This is a genomic window from Pseudoalteromonas sp. UCD-33C (assembly GCF_001306895.1).
Taxonomy (GTDB): Bacteria; Pseudomonadota; Gammaproteobacteria; order Enterobacterales; family Alteromonadaceae; genus Pseudoalteromonas.
Map to the genome: position 1 here is coordinate 175,245 of NZ_LJTB01000001.1, position 17,231 is coordinate 192,475.

Below are 17,231 nucleotides of genomic sequence, written 5' to 3' on the forward strand. Positions count from 1 at the left end.
CGCGCTTTAATAATTGCAAAGAATGAGTATTACCATGCAAACCACAATGCCAGATATTGCTGATACGGCTCCCGCCTTACAAACAGGTAAATTAGACTGGGTTGGCATGGGCGAAATTGAACTTCCTTTCATTTTTGAAACTCGCAATATTGCCCCTGTAAATGTAATTGCCAAGGCACGCGCTTTTGTAAACTTGCATAAAGAAGACGCAAAAGGCATTCATATGTCGCGTTTATTTTTAGCCCTTGATACCTTATCAACCGAGCAGCAAGTTAATCCACAAACTCTTAAACAAGCACTTGATGCCTTTATTAGCAGCCATGATGATTTAAGTGACCAAGCACAAATCGAATTTAAATTTGAGCTACCTCTGCGTCGTAAATCTTTATTAAGTGGCAAAGTAGGTTGGAAAAACTACCCTGTTCATTTGATCGCTAAGATCAACCAAGGCACTGTAAGTTTTGAGTTAATGGTTGATGTGACTTACTCGTCAACATGCCCATGTTCAGCGGCTCTTGCTCGTCAATTAATTCAAAATGCCTTTAGCGAAAAGTTTGCAGAGCAAAATATTGATAAGCAAACTGTTTTAGAATGGCTAGGCACAACTGACGGCATTGTTGCTACACCACACTCACAACGTTCAATTGCAAACGTGAAAGTAAAGCTCGACAGCAAAATTGACAGTTTTGATGTGGTTGGCTTAATTGATGCTTTAGAAGCTGAGCTAAAAACGCCTGTACAAGCGGCTGTCAAACGTGAAGATGAGCAAGAGTTTGCCCGCTTAAATGGTCAAAACCTCATGTTCTGCGAAGATGCTGCTCGTAAAATTAAAGGTTTACTTGAACAGCAAAGCTACGCAGATTATTGGCTGCAAATAAACCACTATGAATCACTTCATGCCCACGACGCAGTAGCTATCGCTGTTAAAGGGGTTGCTGGCGGATACACGGCTTAAAAATTTCGGGTGACTTCACACACTTAGGCACGCTAATTGCTATTAATTTTCAGTGTCAATTTGTTGTTGTGGAGTTACCGTATGGAATTCGCTTTATTATCAATTTTAGTATTAGTCGTAGTAGCCTCTGTTGTTGCGTCAAAGTTTACCGATGAAGGCGGAAACCCTTATCCTTTCACTCGTAAGCAAACTGTTTTTACGCAAGTTGAGAGTGCTTTTTTACATCTTCTAGAACGTGCTGTAGGCGACCAATATAAAATCGTCAGCCGCGTTAAACTCATTGATTTAATTGACTGTAAGCAAGGTTTATCTGTCAAAGCTAAACGTGCTGCAATGGCTAAAGCCAAAAACAAACAGCTAGATTACGTGCTTATCGACAAAGACAAACTTACTATTGTAGCCGCTGTTGATTTAGTCAATAACACCAACCGCGACGGCCATAAAGCACAACGTGACTGGTTTGTTAGTGGCGCGTTAGAAGCGGCAGGCATTCCGCATATTCGCATGAAGGTAAAATCAGGTTATCAACCTAGAGAAGTGCGTGATGCAATCATGTTTAAACTTGGTAAACCTGCAGCAGCGCCTGCAAGACCTGCACGCAACCGCGTTACTAAACCTGCGGTATTATCACCATCACAAGCAAAAGCACACTCAACGGCGCTTGCAGAAATATAACCTGTCATAATATTGGCAAAAGCAGACTTTAAGGTCTGCTTTTTTGTTTGTTTCAGGCATTTTTAGGTATAATCATCCTATTCAATCTAAGGAATCAAATATTATGCACGTTGGTATTATTGGCGCGATGGAGCCAGAAGTAAAAATCTTACGCGAAGCAATGGTAAACCCAAGCATCATGACTAAAGCTGGTTTTACCTTTTACACCGGTGAACTAGCGGGTAACACAGTTACTTTAGTTCAATCTGGTATTGGTAAAGTGGCTTCTGCAGTAGCAACAACACTACTAATCGATAACTTCAGTCCAGATTGTGTGATCAACACAGGTTCTGCAGGTGGTTTTGAGCCATCGCTAAATGTAGGCGATGTCGTTATTTCTTCAGAAGTTCGTCACCATGATGTAGACGTAACTGCATTCGGTTACGAAATCGGTCAAGTACCACAAATGCCAGCAGGCTTTGCTGCGCACCCTAAACTGATTGAAGCGGCAGAGCAAAGCGTAAGTCAAATCAGCGATGTTAAAACCATGATTGGCCTAATTTGTACTGGTGATTCATTCATGTGTGACCCGGTACGAATTGAAAAAACACGTGCTGAATTCCCAACTATGCTTGCAGTAGAAATGGAAGGTGCAGCAATTGCACAAGCTTGTCATGTGCTAGAAACACCATTTGTTGTTATTCGTTCAATGTCTGACATTGCTGGCAAAGAGTCGCCGCAATCATTTGAAGAGTATATCGAAACTGCATCTATCAACTCATCTAAAATGGTTGTTGCTCTTTTAGAGAAGCTAACATCGGTGAGTTTATAAGGTGATTGCAAATATTGTTCAAAACCATTTGGACATTATTGTATTTTTTGTCGCGCTCTTAGCTGAGCGCTTCTTTCCTTTGGTTAGTTGGTATCATCCTAATACCTTTTTAACCGTTATTTTCTCTGCGCTTAGCGAACGTTTATACAACCCAACGAACCCCAAAAGCTATCAATATTTAGCCTCAACCTTAGCTTTTACTCTCACCATTTTAGTGATAGTGACATTGGTTGTGCTGTTTTTAGAGTTTGCTTTTTACCCTGAGCTATTAAATGGCTTAATTTTATATTTGTTACTCAGTAGCCGCGCTCAAGAGAAGAAATCATTACGTATTGCCAGATTACTCAAGCTCAACCAAAAAGCGACTGCAAGAGAGCTACTAGCTAGCCTCGTTGCCCGTGATGTATCACGTTTATCAGCCCCAGGCATTTGCAAAGCAACCATGGAGTCACTGGTGCTACAAAGTGCGCGGCATTATTTTGCCGTTATATTCTTTTATCTACTTGGCGGCGCTATCCTTGCTTTGGTTTATCGTTTACTCACATTAATTCATCAAGCATGGCGAAAAAACCTAAAACCCAACAACCCGTTTTTGGCTCCCATTGCTAAGTTACTGTTTGTATTGGAGTGGTTACCCACTCGATTAGTTGCATTAACGATTGCAGCAACCAATGCCAGTAAACAATGTATTCATTATATAAAACACTATGGCAGACACTTTTATCAAACCAATACAGGATGGCTGTTAAGTGTTACATCGGCTGCTTTGCAAGTGCAATTAGGCGGCCCTGCCCTTTACCAAGGTGAGCGCTTTAATAAAATGCGTGTTGGGACCGATCGCTTACCAGATGCCGATGATATTCCTGCCTTAGTGAATCGCTTAAATCAAGCGAAAGCATTTTGGTTACTACTGATAGTCGGGATTGAAGTAATTGGCCTATTCACAAACTAATCAAAATATAAGCACAAAAAAACCAGCCGCAGCTGGTTTTTTATACCAATTAGCTTAATTAAGCTAAGGTGATTTTAGCAAACTTACGTTTACCTACTTGGTAAATCTGTGTTGTGCCTTTAGCAACTTCAAGCTTAGTATCCGTTACTTTCTCTTCACCATTAATCTTTACAGCACCTTGTTTAATCATACGCATTGCTTCTGACGTACTAGCTACAAGGTTAGCTTCTTTTAATAGATTAGTAATAAACACAGTGTCTTCAGCAATTGTTACTGTCACTTCTGGGATCTCATCTGGTAATGCATTCTTTTGGAAACGCTTGATGAAATCTTGATGAGCACCTTCGGCTGCTTCTTCACTATGGAAACGTGCAATCATTTCTTTTGCAAGCTCAATCTTGATGTCACGCGGGTTTGCACCATCAGCAACACGCTGTTTAAGCGCAGCAATTTCTTCGATAGATAAAGCACTTAATAAGTCATAGTAACGCCACATTAGATCATCGCTGATAGACATTACTTTACCAAACATGTCGTTTGGCTCATCAGTAATACCAATGTAATTACCTAATGACTTAGACATTTTCTGAACGCCGTCAGTACCTTCAAGCAGTGGCATCATAAGTACTGTTTGTGGCTTTTGGCCTTCGTCTTTTTGTAATTCACGACCCATTAATAGGTTAAAACGTTGGTCTGTACCGCCAAGCTCAACATCAGCTTCTAATGCAACTGAGTCCCAACCTTGTACCAGTGGATATAAAAATTCGTGGATAGCAATCGATTGACCGTTGGCATAACGCTTTTTAAAGTCATCACGTTCTAGCATACGTGCTACTGTTTGACGCGCAGCCAGTTTAATCATACCTGCTGCACCTAAGTTCTCCATCCAAGCAGAGTTGAATGCAACAGTTGTTTTAGCAGGATCAAGAATTTTAAATACTTGCTCTTTATAGGTTTCAGCATTAGCTAAAACATCTTCACGAGTTAACGGTTTACGTGTTACGTTTTTACCCGTTGGATCACCAATCATACCGGTGAAGTCACCGATTAAGAAAATCACTTCATGACCTAGGTCTTGGAAGGTTTTCATTTTGTTGATAAGAACTGTATGACCTAAATGCAGATCAGGCGCAGTTGGATCGAAACCCGCTTTGATCTTAAGTTTCTTACCAGACTTTAGCTTTTCGACTAATTCGTCTTCAATTAATATCTCTTCTGCACCGCGTTTTATCTCAGCTAGAGCGGTTTGTAAATCCACTGTGTATTACTCCAAAAATTCAGCTACCGGGGCGTGGTGGCCTATCAGGGTTATAAAATATAGAGCTAAAAACTTTAAAATTTAGCTAGTTAGCACCAAAAAGCGACACTAGAAAAAAGCCTAACTTAAATAGTTTAAGAAACAGCCCTGAAGGCAGCGCGCATGATTGTTCTTTATACCGCGTTATTGCAATTTAATGAAGGTACTTTAGTTAACTAATATAGATTTAGTTTAACCATAGGCATCTGCTGCAATTTTAACCAAAAAAGTTTAACGCGCTGAGCAATTCTAGCGTAAAATAGCGCCAGTTTAAATCTACAAAACACTGGTATTTGCTCTATTTTAGGTATATCCTGCGATATTAGTATTTAAATTTCTTGACAGCAGAAAAGGCACGATATGGTTCACGTAGTGCACAAACTTCCCAAAAAACACAAACTGCTTATTCTCGGTTTGGTTTCTGCTATTGTTGGCTTGGCATTATTGCCTTCTGAAAAAGCCACCGCTTCAAAGGATAACAGTGCAAAAGCACTTGAAATTGGCAAACGCTACGAATTACAAGTTAAAGTTGATGATAACGAAAAACTAACTGAGCTTAATTCACAGCAAGCAGCAGCAAAACTTCCAGAATACGAGCTTATCGACCATGAAGTACGTAATGGCGATAATTTAGCACTTATCTTTAAACGTGCGGGTTTCTCAGCGCAAACATTACACAAACTAGTTAACACCAACGCTGAAACTCGTAAGTTAACAAAAATTCACCCAGGCGAAATCTTAAGCTTTGCAACGGCTGAAGATGGTTCTCTAGCGCAGCTACGTTATGTGATCTCAAAAACAGATACCTTATACGTTACATTAAATGACGAAGGTAACTACGACACTTCTATCGATAGCAAAGAAATCGAAACGCTAAGTAAGTCGGCTGGCGGCGAGATCTCTAATAGTTTTTGGACGTCAGGCATTGCCGCTGGCTTGAGCGAGCGTCAAATTATGAATTTTGCTGACATCTTCGGTTGGGATGTCGACTTTGCTAATGACATTCGTAAAGGTGACCAATTTGGTCTAATTTATGAAGCTCACTATGTTGATGGTGAGTACATTGGTGATGGTAAAATTATTGCCGCAGAATTTATTAACCAAGGTGAGCGTTATACCGCTATTCGCCATACTGATGGTAACTTCTACACACCTGAAGGCCGTAGCATGAAAAAAGCCTTCTTACGTGCGCCAGTTAACTTTAAGTATATTAGCTCGAGCTTTAATCCGCGTCGTTTACACCCAGTGACCAAAACGGTAAAACCTCATAACGGTATCGATTACGCAGCGCGTACCGGTACGCCAGTTGTATCATCGGGTAATGGTAAAGTGATTAAAGCAGGCTACAGTAAATACAATGGTAATTATGTATTTATTAGCCATGGCACACAGTATGTGACTAAGTACTTACACTTAAACAAAAAGATGGTTAGAACTGGTCAGAAAGTGAAACAAGGCCAGAAGATTGGTACTGTTGGTGCGACAGGTCGTGTGACGGGCCCACACTTACACTATGAATTCTTAGTAAACGGTGTTCACCGTAACCCTAAAACGGTCAAACTACCTAAATCAGAGCCTCTACCGCGCGATGAGTTAGCTAAGTTTAAACCGATTGCTGATAACTTCTTAGCGCAATTACAGCGTAACCGTGAGTTACAATTAGCGTTAAATAAGTAGTTAAGTAAACATGTAAAAGCCGCTTCAATTGAAGCGGCTTTTTTGTGCCAGAATAAATCTGGCTAAAACTATTATAGACTTTACTAAAATCAGTACTGATAGCACTGCGGGTTAATACTATTATTACCTTAAAAGAACATAGATAAGTTGAATAATCAGCGAAATCATCACCAGTGGCCAAATATACTTTGCATACTTTGTCGCGCCATCAAGCCCCATTTTAGACTGATACTTTTCAAGTAGCGGTATTAAAATAACCAAAGCAACAAAAAGGCATAATAAGATAATAAAAACATTCATGGCGGCTTCCTTACACAACTATCATTTAACTACAATTTCTTTAGGGTGACCCTAGTCTATAGGCAAAAAAAAGCGCAGTAAAATTACTGCGCCAGTCGGTTGGAAGTAAATCGACTTAATCGTGTTATTAGCCAACAATCGCTAACAAAATACCTGCTGCAACGGCACTTCCTAATACCCCTGCTACGTTTGGTCCCATGGCATGCATTAACAAGAAGTTATGCGGGTTGCTCTCAAGGCCTACCTTATTAACCACACGTGCTGCCATTGGTACCGCAGATACACCTGCTGCGCCTACTAATGGGTTGATTGGCGATTTAGAGATCTTATTAAGACCTTTTGCCATAAACACCCCTGAAGCTGTACCGATTGCAAAGGCTAAAGCACCTAACACCAAAATACCGATTGTTTCTACGGTTAAGAACTTATCGGCTGCAAGCTTTGAGCCTACCGCTAAGCCTAAGAAAATGGTGGTAATGTTGATGATTTCGTTTTGTGCACTATTGCTTAAACGATCAACCACACCTGATTCACGCATCAAGTTACCTAAGCAGAACATACCTACCAGCGGTGTTGCCGCAGGTAAAAACAAGATAGTTAAACTAAGCACCATTAATGGAAAAACAATTTTCTCTTTTTTCGATACTGTACGAAGTTGCGGCATTTGAATTTCGCGCTCTTCTTGCGTTGTTAGTGCGCGCATAATTGGCGGCTGAATAATTGGCACAAGTGCCATGTATGAATAAGCCGCTACTGCGATTGCACCAAGTAAATCAGGTGCCAACTTAGATGCTAAGAAAATAGCTGTTGGACCATCTGCCCCACCAATAATGGCGATGGCCGATGCATCCTGTAGCGAAAATTCAAAGCCAGGAATAAAGTTAAGTAGAATTGCACCAAATAAAGTAGCAAAAATACCAAACTGCGCAGCCGCGCCTAACAGCAACATACGCGGATTTGCTATCAGGGCACTAAAGTCTGTAAGCGCCCCGACGCCCATAAAGATCAAAAGTGGGAATACCCCAGAGTCAATCCCGATATGGTACACGTAATATAAAAGACCACCCGGCTCAGATAAACCAGCAACTGGGATATTAGTTAAAATAGCCCCAAAACCAATAGGTAATAACAACAGTGGCTCAAAGTTACGGGCGATTGCTAAATAGAGTAACAAGCAACCAACCGCAATCATGATCAATGCTGGAAAAGTAAAGTTAGCAATACCTGTCGCATGCCAGAGGTTTAAAACACCATCCATCCTCTGTCTCCTATGCTAGCGCGATTAGCGCATCGCCAGTGGCAACAGAGTCGCCTTCTGCTACTAATACTTCAGCTATTGTACCTGAGTGTGCGGCGCGAACTTCTGTTTCCATTTTCATCGCTTCCATAATGATAACCACATCACCTTCATTTACTGTTTGGCCAGCTTTTACTTTCACTTTGAAAATATTGCCTGCTAACGGCGCGTTTAAGGTTTCGCTAACAGACGCTGAAGCTGACTGAGGAATTAACTCACTGTCTTTTAGGGTTACTTCTTTGAGCTCACCACCTTGCGCTACAACGACATCGTAAACTTTGCCATCAACTTTAACGCTGTATTGCTCTGCTTTTGCAGGGCTTGAAGCAGCTGGCTTAGTTTCTGACTTAGCGACTTCACCCGTTGGAATTGCTTCAAACGCATCAGGGTTGTTACGGTTTTTAATAAACTTAAGGCCGATTTGAGGGAATAATGCGTAAGTAAGCACATCATCAATCACGTCATCAGCAAGCTCTAAACCTTGCTCTTTAGCTTCACTTAATAACTCTGCTTCAAGCTTCTCCAGCTCAGGTTCAAGCTTATCAGCAGGACGGCACGTAATTGCTTCAGCCCCTTCTAGTACACGCTCTTGTAGCTCTTTATTCATTGGTGCCGGTGTTGCACCATACTCGCCTTTGAGTACACCTGCAGTTTCTTTTGTGATGGTTTTATAACGCTCGCCAGTCAACACATTAAGTACCGCTTGAGTACCAACAATTTGCGACGTTGGTGTAACTAGAGGAATATAACCTAAGTCTTCACGAACACGCGGGATCTCAAGTAATACTTGATCAAGCTTATCAGCAGCACCTTGCTCTTTAAGCTGATTTTCCATGTTAGTTAACATACCGCCAGGTACTTGGGCTAATAAGATACGACCATCAACACCTTTAAGGCTGCCTTCAAATGCAGCGTATTTCTTACGTACATCACGGAAATAAGCGGCAATTTCTTCTAACTCATTTAAATTAAGGCCGGTGTCACGCTCAGTGCCTTCTACAATTGAAACAATAGTTTCTGTGGCACTATGACCGTAGGTCATACTCATTGACGAAATCGCCGTATCAAGCATATCGATACCCGCATCGATTGCTTTTTGGTAAGTTGCAGTACTTAAACCTGTCGTCGCGTGACATTGCATTGCGATAGGAATAGATACAGTTTCTTTTAAGCCTTTGATCAACTGTTCGCAATCATATGGCTTTAATAAACCCGCCATATCTTTAATACAAATTGAATGACAGCCAAGATCTTCTAGTTGTTTTGCAAGCTCAAGCCACATATCAAGCGTATGGACTGGGCTTACTGTGTACGAAATAGTACCTTGGGCATGAGCACCTACTTTAACTGCAGCTTTAATGGCAGTTTCAAGGTTACGTACATCGTTCATCGCATCGAAAATACGGAAAACATCAACACCGTTTTTGTGGGCACGCTCAACAAACTTTTCGACTACATCATCAGCATAATGACGGTAACCTAGAAGATTCTGTCCGCGTAGTAGCATTTGTTGCTTAGTGTTTGGCATTGCCGCTTTTAGCTCGCGAATACGTTGCCAAGGATCTTCACCTAAATAACGGATACACGAGTCAAACGTCGCACCACCCCATGATTCAATTGACCAGTAACCCGCATTATCGAGTTTTTCTGCCATGGGTAGCATATCGTCTAAGCGCATACGCGTTGCCAAAAGAGACTGGTGTGCGTCACGCAATACTAATTCGGTTAATTTTAATTTAGCCATGTTTAAGCTGCCCCGTTATTTTTGTTTATTTCGAAATTGAGCAATTGCAGCGCTGATTGCTGCAATATGTGCCTGTGGCACACCCTGTTGAGGTTGAATTTTTGCTGTACGCGTAGGTTCTGCAGTTGCAGGATCATCAAATCGACCCACTACCTTTGACATTAAAGTGACTGCTGAAATCAAAATAGTCAAAAAAACAAACACGCCTACCATGCCTGTCACCATCAAACTGGCCGCAGTGGTGAGTAATCCACCTATATCCATACGACTCCCCTCGCTTACTTAAAATAAAAAGTTATTTTTGTTAAATAATTATGCACCAATAATAACAAACAAAATTCATTTGTATAGCACCATTGTAAATTGGTAAAACCAATTAAATTTAAAATAACATGACGCACATATAATTAACACCCTACTATTAGCGCATTTAAAGCCCCGTTATAGATGATATAAATAGTCAATATAGCCAAACGTTATATGTTCAGCTATTAACCAATCATAGTAAAAAGCCTAAAAACCACGCACAACAAGGTGTTAGAGCTATTACCTTACAATAAAGTTAAATTGGTCTTACCAATAATTACAGGAATACTCTTTTTCTTCATTCAGCTCAATATGAAAAAATATCACTATGAATAAGTTACATGCTTACTCGTAAAAGTTACCAAATGATGACCCCTCTCAAGAACAACAAAAACACTCAACCCTTTGAAATATATAGAATAAAACTTATGGCACAGAACTCGCTTTAGTTACATCGAACTTAAGAAAATTTAAATAGCCAAGGAGACCACTATGTTACGCTGGACAATTACTTTTTTAGTTATCGCGTTAATCGCAGCAGTGTTAGGTTTTGGCGGTATCGCAGGAGCCGCTGCAGGCATCGCTAAGATTATCTTTTTTATATTTTTAGTATTACTAGTTATTTCGCTGGTATCAGGAGCACTTAGAGGCAGTGTCCCTAAGTAGTTAAAAGCAGATAACCACTTACTTTATTTTAAATTTACAAGGAATTTCATTATGAAAAATTCAACTTTAAAAGCCGCTACTATCGCCCTATTTTCAGGTTTATTCATCATGGGTTGTGAAGACAACTCTGCTGAAGACGCAGGTGAGCGTATTGATGAAGCAATTACTGATACACAAAATGCAGTTGAAGATGCATGTGAAGAAGTAAAAGAAGGTGTTAACGCAGAAGAAACTAACTGCTAACAACACACCTTACTTAAGAAAAGCGGCCAAGTGCCGCTTTTTTGTGTATGCAAGTTAGCAAGTTAGCAAGTTAGCAACTCTAGTCTGCCTGCTGCTTGTGTCAAGGAGCTTGCTAGCTTTACTCTTACCCCTAGAAGCTCGCTAACTTGTTGGGTTTCGCTCCGTTCTACCTACTTCACGTAGGTCGCCATTTATGGCGACACATGTTTTATCACTCATACTTGACGGGCTAAAGCCCGACTTACAGCCGTATTAATTGAGAAAATCGCGCGAAATAAATTTCACGCCTACGTGAGCCTCAAACTCGCTAACTTTACTTCTTTCCCCTAGAAGCTAGCTAACTTGTTGGGTTCAGCTCCGCTCTACCCTACGTCACGTAGGTCGTCATTTATGGCGACACATAACCGTTAACATTGACGGGCTAAAGCCCGACCTACGACTTACACGTAGATTTAAGAAACATCGCGCGAAATAAATTTCACGCCTACGTGAGCCTCAAACTCGCTAACTTGTTGGGTTTTAATCTGATAGCTGACGGCTGAAAGCTGATGGCTCCTTTCTCTAGAAACTCGAAACTTTACTCTTTCCCCTAGAAACTCATTAATTTGTTGGGTTTCGCTCCGCTCTACCAAACCTACGTTATTACTCACAAGACGTTGTGAGGGGCACATTTGTCGTTACACTCGCTATATGCCACTGGCCGTCGATAAAACTCACCTTTGCGACATCACTTACAGCAAAGTCGCCAGGTACATTTAAACGCGTTAAGTTACTCGCTAGCTGCTGCTGGCAATATGGGCCGGTATCGCCATGCATTACAAGTACAGGCTTATTGGTGTGCTTTGCGAAATCGCTGATGGCATCTCGGTATATTTTAAATGCATCACAATTAGAGCGTTGTGATTCACTGCAAGCAGGTTTACTGGTCGGGTGGTAAATATCAGCCTGAAAACCAAATACATAGGCCTTAGCGTCTTGCTGAACAAGCGCTTGTTTTAACCAAGTTAAGTTGTACTTATCACGCTTGTCGGCGGCATCTAGTGCAGCGTTTTTATCACTTTTTAAAATTTGTGAGCGACCATTAAAAGTGCCCGGTATATGTAAGGTACGAAACTCAATACCATCAAACTGCCAGCGGGCATTTTCTAGCATTTCAGCTTGGGTTGCATAACCCTGAAGTTGCTGTACTTTTTTTGTATAAGCATCGTCGAACATCAAGCCTTTAACAAAGCTTAGCCGTTCAAGCTCATCAAAACGCACCGATAGCTTTTCTCGGTCGCAATCGGTCCATTCATTATCACCGGGGGTATAAATAAAAGGCTGTGTGGTCAACGACGTTAATAACGCTTTATTACTTTGCAAAAGTTTATTCGTGCAAGCAAGCGCTCCCGATTTCATGTCACCAAGATGCATTAAAAAGCCATGAGGTGTTGCTGCGATTGCCTTGGTAATTTTTCCGTCTTTGGCGAGATTGATTTCATCAATCGGGGTGTATGGCATATCGCCCATAACTAAAAAAGTATTTGTGGTCATTGCAAGTACTAATGACATTGAACTAACAAACATACAACTTACACCTTTAAAATACGCATACCTTAAGCTCTCACAATGACAACTAAATGAAAACCAACTACGGAAGATTTTTTCTATCAATGTTAAACTGCCGCCAGCAAATTAAGTGAGCCCACAAATGACTTTAAGTACAACTTACAAATTAGATAAACCGTATTATTACGAATGCTTTGATGAGTCTTTACCTTATTCATCACAAGCTAAGCCTAAATATCCGCTATTGGTATTATTAATAACCTTAGGCTTGTTGGCTTTTTATCAATTAGATAATCATTATTTAGGCAGCTTTATGATTATGCTTGCCGTGGTTGAGTGCTTATCGTTTTACTACAAACGCCCATGGTGGGTCGCAAGACAAATGATGAGTCGTGCATCGGGTAGCGAAGTGACTGTCGTATTTAATGATGAAGGCGTTAAAGCCGAAAACCCGCATAAAAGCTACCAATTAAGCTGGCAACAAATTAGTGAGATTATTGAAACTGAGCGAGGTTATATTTTAAAGGCTCAGCGCGGTATGCAATATATTTCTAAACAAGCGCTAAATGATGAAATGACAGCAGAACTAAATAAAAGAGCCACTCAGTGAGTGGCTCTTAAAAATATCTGTCGCTGATTAAACGTTGCCCGGATTTGGGTTAGATTTCTCTGCTTGGATTCGCATGTAGATTTCTTCACGATGTACTGATACATCTTTAGGTGCATTTACACCAATGCGAACTTGATTTCCTTTAACACCAAGAACAGTAACTGTTACTTCGTCACCGATCATAAGGGTTTCACCTACTCTACGAGTTAGTATTAGCATTCTCTTGCTCCCATGTTCCAAAAAATTAAAAGATTCCGCGTCAAAAACATTCTAATGAAATATAGACTTAAAAGTAAGTAAAAACTCTAGATCTTATTCATTTTCAGTTAAAAAAACTTTGTGCAGCGCACGTACAGCCAGTTCTAAATACTTTTCGTCAATTAAAACTGATATCTTAATTTCTGATGTCGATACAAGCATCACTTTGATGTTTTCATCGGCAAGGGCATTAAAAAATAAACTTGCCACACCAGAGTGAGATTTCATCCCTACACCTACTGCAGACACCTTGGCAACATTGCTGATCCCTTTAATAGATTCTGCGCTGATACCATCTTGGTTACTGGTCAAAATTTCAAGCGCTTGCTCAAAATCATTTGTGTGCACAGTAAAAGCATAGTCTATTTTTTCAAAGTTATGATTAACTTGATTAATCATATCTATTTCGATGCCGAATTCTGCAAAAAGTTTCAAAATTTTTGCAAGGTTTTCCGTTCCTTGGTGAACACCATTAACGTAAATCAGACTTTCGTCACGATTAAAGGCGATACCCGACACAATGTTTGCTTGCACATCCGGCTCCTCAAAACTGATCAAGGTCCCTTGATCCGGGTTAAAACTCGATAACACTCTGAGCGGTATATTATATTTTCCTGCAGCTTCGACACTACGAATATGCAGCACCTTAGCCCCAAGACTGGCCATTTCGAGCATTTCTTCGAAGGTGACATGGCTCATACGTCGCGCATTTGGTTCAATGCGCGGGTCGGTGGTGTATACCCCATCAACATCGGTGTAAATTTGACATTCGTCGGCATTGATAGCGCCAGCAATCTCAACCGCAGAGGTATCAGTACCACCTCGACCAAGCGTAGTGATATTGCCTTCAATATCACGGCCCTGAAAGCCCGCTATAATGGCAATACGGTTATGCTCAAGTTCATGCTTAAGACGAGTCGCAGCAATCTCTTCAATACGCGCTTTACCAAACATGTTATCGGTGCGAATGTTGACCTGATCAGCAAGTAAGCTTACCGCTGAGTGACCACGTTTGATGATAGCCATTGCAAGTAGAGAAACTGACACTTGCTCACCGGTAGTTAGCAATACATCAAGCTCACGAGCACTAGGTCGAGAATCGATTTGTTTAGCGAGTTCAATTAGACGGTTAGTTTCTCCCGACATAGCCGAGAGCACCACCACAACTTGATGGCCTTGTTGCTTGGTTTTTACAACAAGGTCGGCGACTGCCTCAATTCGCTCTATTGAGCCAACTGAGGTGCCACCGAATTTTTGGACGATAAGTGCCACTAGTAGTTAAGAACGCTCAGATAACCAACCAGTTACACTTTCTAAGGCTGCAGCTAGGTTCTCTGGCTGAGTACCACCTGCTTGCGCCATATCAGGACGACCACCGCCCTTACCGCCTACTTGTGCAGCCATGTGATTTACAAGCTCACCGGCTTTCACTTTACCTGTTAGGTCTTTAGTTACACCTGCAATTAGGCTTACTTTGTCGCCATTAGCTACGCCAAGGGCAATAACACCTGAACCAATCTTCGTTTTCAGGTCATCAACCATGCCACGAAGTGCTTTAGACTCAGTACCTGCAACATCAGCAACCAGTAGTTTAATACCGTTCACTTCAACAACAGAGTCAAGTAACGATGCACCAGCCGCACTTGCTAGCTTGTCGTTAAGCTGTGCAATTTGCTTCTCTAGGCCTTTTGATTTCTCAAGTAACGCAGTTACTTTTTCAAGTACTGTGCTGCTATCACCTTTAACTAGTGCTGCAACATCGTTTAGTTGTTGCTCTTGCTCACTTACATAAGCAACCGCTTCAGCACCCGTTACCGCTTCAATACGGCGGATACCGGCCGCGATACCGCTTTCTGATACGATTTTAAATAAACCGATATCACCTGCACGCTTAACGTGAGTACCACCACATAGCTCGATTGAGTAATCACCAATGGTTACTACGCGAACTTCGTCGTCGTATTTTTCACCGAATAATGCCATTGCACCTTTTGCTTTAGCATCTTCAATAGCCATTAGCTCAGTTTCAAGAGCAAAGTTACGGCGGATTTCATCGTTCACTGCGCGCTCGATTTGGCGTAATTCGTCTTTTGTTACCGCTTCAAAGTGAGAGAAGTCAAAACGTAAACGCTCAGGGTCAACAAGTGAACCTTTTTGATTTACGTGCTCGCCTAAAATTTGACGTAACGTTTCATGTAAAATGTGTGTTGCAGTGTGGTTTTTCTTGATGCTATCGCGACGTGCTGCATCAATTGTTGCCTCTGCTTTATCGTTTGTACCAATACGGCCTTGTACACGACCATGGTGTGCAAATGCATTACCAAGTTTCGTGGTGTTAGTCACTACAAACTCACCGCCAGCAACTTTTAACACACCCGTGTCACCAACCTGACCACCTGATTCAGCATAAAACGGTGTGCGGTCTAAGATTGCGATACCTTCTTGACCATCTTCAAGTACAGAAACCGATTGACCTTCTAAGAAAAGCTCAACCACAGTACCTGTGTAATGTTCTGCATCGTAACCTTTAAAGTCTGTGTGTTTTTCAGACTTAAGTTGTTGGTTGTAATCAGCACCAAACTTACCAGCTTGCTGTGCTTGCTTACGCTGAACAGCCATACACTCTTGGAAGCCGTGCTCATCAATCGTCATAAAACGCTCACGCGCCACGTCTGCCGTTAAGTCTGCTGGGAAACCGTAAGTATCGTAAAGTTTGAATACTAAGTCACCTGGGATCACATCACCTTCGATGTCAGTTAGGCTTTCTTCTAAAATAGCCAGACCACGCTCAAGTGTTTTACCAAACTGCTCTTCTTCGATACGCAGTACTTTTTCAATAATTTCTTGTTGCTTAGCAAGCTCTGGGTACGCTTGACCCATTTGCTCAATTAGTGCAGCAACTAGCTTATAGAAGAATGCACCTTTCGCGCCTAGCTTGTTACCATGACGAACGGCACGACGAATAATACGACGAAGTACATAACCACGGCCTTCATTTGATGGCATAACGCCGTCAGATACTAAGAACGCACACGAACGAATGTGGTCAGCCACAACGCGTAACGATTTATCATCTAAATCTTGTGCGTTTGTCACTTTAGCCGCTGCTGCAATTAGAGCTTGGAATAAATCGATTTCGTAGTTTGAGTGCACGCCTTGTAAAATTGCAGAGATACGCTCAAGACCCATACCTGTATCAACAGACTGCTTAGGAAGCGGTTCCATTGTACCGTCGGCATGGCGGTTATACTGCATAAATACTAGGTTCCAGATCTCGATGAAACGGTCACCGTCTTCTTCAGGTGAACCTGGAGGACCACCCCAAATTTCTTCACCGTGATCGTAAAAGATTTCAGAACATGGACCACAAGGACCTGTATCACCCATTGACCAGAAGTTATCGCTGGTTGCAATGCGAATAATACGGTCTTCACTAAGACCCACTTCTTTATGCCAAATGTTGAAGGCTTCTTCATCATCGTGGTAAATGGTAACAAGTAGCTTTTCTTGAGGTAGTTTTACAACATCAGTTAAAAACTCCCAGGCAAACTTGATTGCGTCTTGCTTGAAGTAATCGCCAAAGCTGAAGTTACCTAACATTTCGAAGAATGTATGGTGACGTGCAGTGTAACCTACGTTTTCAAGGTCGTTATGTTTACCACCGGCACGCACACAACGTTGTGAGCTGGTTGCACGTGAATAAGGGCGGCTTTCCGCACCTAAAAATACATCTTTAAATTGCACCATACCGGCGTTATTGAATAATAACGTGGCATCGTTACCCGGGATCAGCGAGCTTGAAGGAACAATTTGGTGTTGTTTAGAGGCAAAAAAGTCTAAGAACTGTTGCCTGATCTGTGCGGTAGTCATATGCTGCATGTGAAAATCTCAC

17 protein-coding genes are annotated in these 17,231 nt (G+C 41.5%); 8 read left to right on the plus strand and 9 right to left on the minus strand.

What is annotated here, in order from left to right; all coding sequences use genetic code 11:
* The first annotated feature begins 34 nt into the window (after positions 1-34).
* From folE2 to AOG26_RS00710, 4 genes are all read left to right on the plus strand, one after another.
* On the plus strand, positions 35-955 hold the full coding sequence (folE2, locus tag AOG26_RS00695; protein ID WP_054560774.1) for a GTP cyclohydrolase FolE2: 921 nt from the start codon (positions 35-37) through the stop codon (positions 953-955).
* Between the two features lie 81 nt (positions 956-1,036).
* Positions 1,037-1,630, plus strand: coding sequence for a DUF2726 domain-containing protein (locus AOG26_RS00700; RefSeq protein ID WP_054560775.1), 594 nt, complete (start codon positions 1,037-1,039; stop codon positions 1,628-1,630).
* Between the two features lie 103 nt (positions 1,631-1,733).
* Positions 1,734-2,441 (plus strand): 5'-methylthioadenosine/S-adenosylhomocysteine nucleosidase, encoded by a 708-nt coding sequence (gene mtnN, locus AOG26_RS00705; protein ID WP_054551291.1) that lies wholly within the window; start codon positions 1,734-1,736, stop codon positions 2,439-2,441.
* Position 2,442: 1 nt separating this feature from the next.
* Complete coding sequence (locus AOG26_RS00710; RefSeq protein ID WP_054560776.1) at positions 2,443-3,393, plus strand: cobalamin biosynthesis protein CobD/CbiB; 951 nt, start codon at positions 2,443-2,445, stop codon at positions 3,391-3,393.
* Positions 3,394-3,451: 58 nt separating this feature from the next.
* Here AOG26_RS00710 and tyrS read toward each other — a convergent pair whose 3' ends face one another.
* Entirely contained in the window at positions 3,452-4,651 is a 1,200-nt protein-coding gene (gene tyrS / locus AOG26_RS00715) for a tyrosine--tRNA ligase (RefSeq protein WP_054560777.1), read from the minus strand.
* Between the two features lie 399 nt (positions 4,652-5,050).
* On the opposite strand from tyrS, the gene AOG26_RS00720 reads away from it, so the two are divergent.
* A complete protein-coding gene (locus tag AOG26_RS00720) occupies positions 5,051-6,367 on the plus strand; it encodes a peptidoglycan DD-metalloendopeptidase family protein (protein WP_054560778.1) in 1,317 nt (438 codons plus the stop codon).
* Between the two features lie 123 nt (positions 6,368-6,490).
* On the opposite strand, the gene AOG26_RS20830 is transcribed toward AOG26_RS00720, so the two are convergent.
* From AOG26_RS20830 to AOG26_RS00735, 4 genes are all read right to left on the minus strand, one after another.
* Positions 6,491-6,667, minus strand: coding sequence for a hypothetical protein (locus tag AOG26_RS20830; RefSeq protein WP_200907848.1), 177 nt, complete (start codon positions 6,665-6,667; stop codon positions 6,491-6,493).
* Between the two features lie 127 nt (positions 6,668-6,794).
* The gene (locus AOG26_RS00725; RefSeq protein WP_054560779.1) at positions 6,795-7,925 is read right to left on the minus strand and encodes a sodium ion-translocating decarboxylase subunit beta; all 1,131 of its coding nucleotides are present in this window, start codon (positions 7,923-7,925) and stop codon (positions 6,795-6,797) included.
* A 10-nt stretch (positions 7,926-7,935) separates the two neighbouring features.
* Positions 7,936-9,708: a sodium-extruding oxaloacetate decarboxylase subunit alpha gene (gene oadA, locus AOG26_RS00730; RefSeq protein WP_054560780.1), complete on the minus strand. Its 1,773-nt coding sequence runs from the start codon at positions 9,706-9,708 to the stop codon at positions 7,936-7,938.
* Positions 9,709-9,723: 15 nt separating this feature from the next.
* Positions 9,724-9,972 carry an OadG family protein gene (locus tag AOG26_RS00735; protein WP_054560781.1) on the minus strand — a complete coding sequence of 83 codons (249 nt, stop codon included), beginning with the start codon at positions 9,970-9,972 and terminating at the stop codon, positions 9,724-9,726.
* 534 nt (positions 9,973-10,506) lie between these two features.
* Here AOG26_RS00735 and AOG26_RS20415 point away from each other — a divergent pair.
* Both AOG26_RS20415 and AOG26_RS00740 read left to right on the plus strand, forming a co-directional pair.
* Complete coding sequence (locus AOG26_RS20415) at positions 10,507-10,680, plus strand: DUF1328 domain-containing protein (protein WP_064971747.1); 174 nt, start codon at positions 10,507-10,509, stop codon at positions 10,678-10,680.
* A 51-nt stretch (positions 10,681-10,731) separates the two neighbouring features.
* Positions 10,732-10,923 (plus strand): hypothetical protein, encoded by a 192-nt coding sequence (locus tag AOG26_RS00740; RefSeq protein WP_054551284.1) that lies wholly within the window; start codon positions 10,732-10,734, stop codon positions 10,921-10,923.
* Between the two features lie 642 nt (positions 10,924-11,565).
* Here the strand turns inward: AOG26_RS00740 and AOG26_RS00745 are convergent.
* Entirely contained in the window at positions 11,566-12,489 is a 924-nt protein-coding gene (locus AOG26_RS00745) for a hypothetical protein (protein ID WP_054560782.1), read from the minus strand.
* A gap of 124 nt (positions 12,490-12,613) precedes the next feature.
* On the opposite strand from AOG26_RS00745, the gene AOG26_RS00750 reads away from it, so the two are divergent.
* Positions 12,614-13,081 (plus strand): YcxB family protein, encoded by a 468-nt coding sequence (locus AOG26_RS00750; RefSeq protein WP_054561186.1) that lies wholly within the window; start codon positions 12,614-12,616, stop codon positions 13,079-13,081.
* A 27-nt stretch (positions 13,082-13,108) separates the two neighbouring features.
* Here the strand turns inward: AOG26_RS00750 and csrA are convergent, their stop codons facing one another.
* The 3 genes from csrA to alaS form a co-directional block, all read right to left on the minus strand.
* Positions 13,109-13,300, minus strand: coding sequence for a carbon storage regulator CsrA (gene csrA, locus AOG26_RS00755; RefSeq protein ID WP_036970495.1), 192 nt, complete (start codon positions 13,298-13,300; stop codon positions 13,109-13,111).
* A gap of 93 nt (positions 13,301-13,393) precedes the next feature.
* A complete protein-coding gene (locus tag AOG26_RS00760) occupies positions 13,394-14,611 on the minus strand; it encodes an aspartate kinase (protein ID WP_054551281.1) in 1,218 nt (405 codons plus the stop codon).
* Between the two features lie 6 nt (positions 14,612-14,617).
* Complete coding sequence (alaS, locus tag AOG26_RS00765) at positions 14,618-17,218, minus strand: alanine--tRNA ligase (protein WP_054560783.1); 2,601 nt, start codon at positions 17,216-17,218, stop codon at positions 14,618-14,620.
* Positions 17,219-17,231 lie beyond the last annotated feature (13 nt).

Coding starts and splice junctions, on each gene's coding strand:
- folE2 (WP_054560774.1), top strand. CDS start 35: ATGCAAACCACAATGCCAGATATTGCTGATACGGCTCCCGCCTTACAA.
- AOG26_RS00700 (WP_054560775.1), top strand. CDS start 1,037: ATGGAATTCGCTTTATTATCAATTTTAGTATTAGTCGTAGTAGCCTCT.
- mtnN (WP_054551291.1), top strand. CDS start 1,734: ATGCACGTTGGTATTATTGGCGCGATGGAGCCAGAAGTAAAAATCTTA.
- AOG26_RS00720 (WP_054560778.1), top strand. CDS start 5,051: ATGGTTCACGTAGTGCACAAACTTCCCAAAAAACACAAACTGCTTATT.
- AOG26_RS20830 (WP_200907848.1), bottom strand. CDS start 6,667: ATGAATGTTTTTATTATCTTATTATGCCTTTTTGTTGCTTTGGTTATT.
- AOG26_RS00725 (WP_054560779.1), bottom strand. CDS start 7,925: ATGGATGGTGTTTTAAACCTCTGGCATGCGACAGGTATTGCTAACTTT.
- oadA (WP_054560780.1), bottom strand. CDS start 9,708: ATGGCTAAATTAAAATTAACCGAATTAGTATTGCGTGACGCACACCAG.
- AOG26_RS00735 (WP_054560781.1), bottom strand. CDS start 9,972: ATGGATATAGGTGGATTACTCACCACTGCGGCCAGTTTGATGGTGACA.
- AOG26_RS20415 (WP_064971747.1), top strand. CDS start 10,507: ATGTTACGCTGGACAATTACTTTTTTAGTTATCGCGTTAATCGCAGCA.
- AOG26_RS00740 (WP_054551284.1), top strand. CDS start 10,732: ATGAAAAATTCAACTTTAAAAGCCGCTACTATCGCCCTATTTTCAGGT.
- AOG26_RS00745 (WP_054560782.1), bottom strand. CDS start 12,489: ATGTTTGTTAGTTCAATGTCATTAGTACTTGCAATGACCACAAATACT.
- AOG26_RS00750 (WP_054561186.1), top strand. CDS start 12,614: ATGACTTTAAGTACAACTTACAAATTAGATAAACCGTATTATTACGAA.
- csrA (WP_036970495.1), bottom strand. CDS start 13,300: ATGCTAATACTAACTCGTAGAGTAGGTGAAACCCTTATGATCGGTGAC.
- alaS (WP_054560783.1), bottom strand. CDS start 17,218: ATGCAGCATATGACTACCGCACAGATCAGGCAACAGTTCTTAGACTTT.